This is a genomic window from Allobosea sp. P1_A7 (assembly GCF_056406775.1).
Map to the genome: position 1 here is coordinate 1 of NZ_JBFTZN010000476.1, position 2,591 is coordinate 2,591.

6 protein-coding genes are annotated in these 2,591 nt (G+C 61.9%); 2 read left to right on the top strand and 4 right to left on the bottom strand.

Features of this window, described 5'->3' with window-relative positions; genetic code table 11:
* Nucleotides 1-188 precede the first annotated feature (188 nt).
* A complete protein-coding gene (locus tag AC1D34_RS36530) occupies nucleotides 189-581 on the top strand; it encodes a hypothetical protein (protein ID WP_476826896.1) in 393 nt (130 codons plus the stop codon).
* A gap of 175 nt (nucleotides 582-756) precedes the next feature.
* Here AC1D34_RS36530 and AC1D34_RS36535 read toward each other — a convergent pair whose 3' ends face one another.
* Together AC1D34_RS36535 and AC1D34_RS36540 are read right to left on the bottom strand one after the other, a co-directional pair.
* Nucleotides 757-1,005 (bottom strand): hypothetical protein, encoded by a 249-nt coding sequence (locus tag AC1D34_RS36535; protein ID WP_441508914.1) that lies wholly within the window; start codon nucleotides 1,003-1,005, stop codon nucleotides 757-759.
* A 388-nt stretch (nucleotides 1,006-1,393) separates the two neighbouring features.
* Entirely contained in the window at nucleotides 1,394-1,639 is a 246-nt protein-coding gene (locus AC1D34_RS36540; protein ID WP_441508915.1) for a DUF982 domain-containing protein, read from the bottom strand.
* 235 nt (nucleotides 1,640-1,874) lie between these two features.
* On the opposite strand from AC1D34_RS36540, the gene AC1D34_RS36545 reads away from it, so the two are divergent.
* The gene (locus AC1D34_RS36545) at nucleotides 1,875-2,144 is read left to right on the top strand and encodes a hypothetical protein (RefSeq protein WP_441493866.1); all 270 of its coding nucleotides are present in this window, start codon (nucleotides 1,875-1,877) and stop codon (nucleotides 2,142-2,144) included.
* A 117-nt stretch (nucleotides 2,145-2,261) separates the two neighbouring features.
* On the opposite strand, the gene AC1D34_RS36550 is transcribed toward AC1D34_RS36545, so the two are convergent.
* Entirely contained in the window at nucleotides 2,262-2,390 is a 129-nt protein-coding gene (locus AC1D34_RS36550) for an ATP dependent DNA ligase (RefSeq protein WP_476826897.1), read from the bottom strand.
* A partial coding sequence (locus AC1D34_RS36555; protein WP_476826898.1) for an ATP dependent DNA ligase occupies nucleotides 2,368-2,591 on the bottom strand: 224 nt, incomplete at its 5' end. The genes AC1D34_RS36555 and AC1D34_RS36550, both read right to left, overlap by 23 nt.

Here is a 2,591-nt window from a genome sequence, read left to right on the forward strand (position 1 = left end):
AACACGCCACTCGGCTCCAGAGTTAGAATTTCACGTGAGTTCAAATGGGGGCTGACGAGGACAGGACACATGTCATCAGAGCCGGGGACTCCCCCGTCGAACCCGCCTGCCTGGACCGGGCGTCGTCTAATTACCGCGTTACCGAGCAACCAACGCACTGTAGCTTTAGATCTGCTCGACCGTCTCGGATGCGGCTATCTCGTGGCGAGGGAGGGCGGATCATCGAGGCGAACCCCGCCGCCAGTCTGATCCTTGGATGCACGCACGATTCAGCCCTCCATCTTCACCACCTGACGAGTGCGTTCCGAGCCCTGATCGAGCGGGCCCGGCATCGCCCAAAGCTCGGGCCGTTGAGCTGGATTGTCATCTGGAACAAGGACGATGGACCGTTCATTCTGAGCCAGGCTGCTGAATCGGTACCGGCCGGCATCAACGTAGTCATGCTGATCGATCTCTACGCTCGCCCGCAGCCGAATCCCTTCATGATTCGGCGCCTGTTCGGCCTGACCGCGGCCGAGACCCGCCTTGCTCTTCAATTGGCGCGCGGTGACCAGCCCGCCGATGTCGCCCGTCGGAGGTGAGCCTCACTACCATTCGCAGCCAGCTCGGCACGGTGTTCGGGAAAACCAATACCAGGCGTCAGGCGGAGCTGGTGACGTTGCTTACTCGGCTGGCGATCCTGCCTTGAGAGGGCCGGCCCGGTCCGGGGGAGCCCGGGGCCATGGCCATCCGAGATGCGGCGCAGTGGGCACACGCTCAGTGCAGGCCTGGCAAAGCGGCCATTGCCATCTCTTTCTCCACGGCGATGAAGGCGTGCGCGAAGTCCTCGGTCGGGAACCGGATCAACAGGGCTGTATCACCGACGTTGAGTGGCTCCACCTCATAGGGGATTTCCCACTCGCTCAGCCAATCCTCCATCGCCTGGAGCGGAGACAGAAATCGCAACGCGGTCAGTGGCATGACAACGTGATAAATCCACGTGTTTGAGCCATGGCTTTTGCCCATCCGCCTGATCCGAAGCGATATGAAGGCCCCGCCGCTTCGCAACGGCAGGGCCCCAGCCCCAGGCTGTGAGGGTTGCGGCCGTGGAGTTGTCAATCGCTCAACGCCCTCACGCCACTAAAACGGACGGTGGCCCAGCGTGTTCCTAAGACAGCACAAGAAACAAAAAAGCCCGCGGCGCTTCGTCCCGCTGCGGGCCAGTTGTAAGGGCAAAGAGCTTCGCCGTGCGGGGGATTGCATGCGGGATCCGACCCGGTGGTGCCGCCCGGAGAATCTGATCGCGGCGTCACCACTAAGCGTGAAACGCCCGACGAGGCCTTTAGTTCCGCGGCCGTCCACTTGTCAGGGCTCGTGGAACCGTGGGGCAGCCAGGTCCGCCAACGCAGCCTGACTACCCGATAAGGCGGCCACACTCCCGCGCCGCCTCCTCGAACGCCTCCCGCGCCTCATCAACGGTCCCGGCACCATTCAGCACTGCCGTGCAGGCGCGCACTGCGTCTTGCCACTTCGGCCCCGCTCCAATCGCTTTCCAGGCTAGCAACAGCTCAGCGGCTTGCTCGACGTCGGTGATAGAATAGCCCACTCCGGGCCGGTCGGCTTGAACGACAACGGGTGGGCTGAACCAGTGCATCGGCATGGCACATTCCCGTCCTCCTGATCGCCAGAACGCAAAATGGCACCGCCAGTTCCCTGAGGAGCTGGCGGGCAAAGTGTTCAGCAGACGTCTTGATCAGGCTGGTTGCAGCGCTCGAGGAATGGCTCACCACCATCCGTACACGGGCAGATTGGTGGAGTTTCTCCCTAAATGCGCGCCTACTGCCAGGCTGCCTTCATCTTAGCCTGGTCAGATAATTTCGCGGTGTGAGGCGCCGATGTTCACCGGGAAAGGTGTGTTGGTTGATAAGGCTGGAATGCGCTTGATGGTAACCTATCAGTATGTCGCCATCGGAGAGTGTGGGCGCGCCGGCCGCCTCTATAGCGAACCGATCGAAGCAGGCCCTTTTGTCTTTGACCAAACCTTCGATCTCGAATGCGAGGACGGGGTTGCGATGATCGTTGTTGTCACGCAAGTTTCGGGGCGCCGATGGGTGTTTTTTGGCCGGGAACCGGGCAAGAATCCTCCGCCGGCCTCGTCCAATTGAGCGTCGAACAGCTGACCCGGTTGTCCTGAGGAAACGGCGGAACAGGTAGAGCCGAATCCATCGGCGGGCGCGGCACTCGAGGATTGTCTCATCGCCAAATACCGGGATTAGCGGGCACTACTCGTCAAGGCGAAGGACGTTGTCAGCATCGGAGATGTCGCGTAGCCCCTTTTTGGACGCGTGCCGCAGTTTTTGGTCCGTGGTCCAGCCGCGGAATTCGATCTCAGCCACCAGTGACGGCGTCACCCAGCGCGTCCCTTTTCTTGTCAGTTTGAGCGCGGGCTTCGATCAGGAGGGCGTCGAGCTGCTTTCGCAGCGCGGTAGCCGAGCGATCGGTGAACCCGGTCCCTACGCCGCCGACATAGGTCAGCCGGTTGTTCTTCCAGGCCGCGAGCAGCAGCCGCCCGATACCGCCCAATGCCGCCGACGATGGCTCATAGCCGATGA

What these genes read in the sequence shown, in the direction of transcription:
- AC1D34_RS36535 (WP_441508914.1), bottom strand. Translation starts at nt 1,005, where the DNA reads ATGGGCAAAAGCCATGGCTCAAACACGTGGATTTATCACGTTGTCATG.
- AC1D34_RS36540 (WP_441508915.1), bottom strand. Translation starts at nt 1,639, where the DNA reads ATGCCGATGCACTGGTTCAGCCCACCCGTTGTCGTTCAAGCCGACCGG.
- AC1D34_RS36545 (WP_441493866.1), top strand. Translation starts at nt 1,875, where the DNA reads ATGTTCACCGGGAAAGGTGTGTTGGTTGATAAGGCTGGAATGCGCTTG.
- AC1D34_RS36530 (WP_476826896.1), top strand. Translation starts at nt 189, where the DNA reads ATGCGGCTATCTCGTGGCGAGGGAGGGCGGATCATCGAGGCGAACCCC.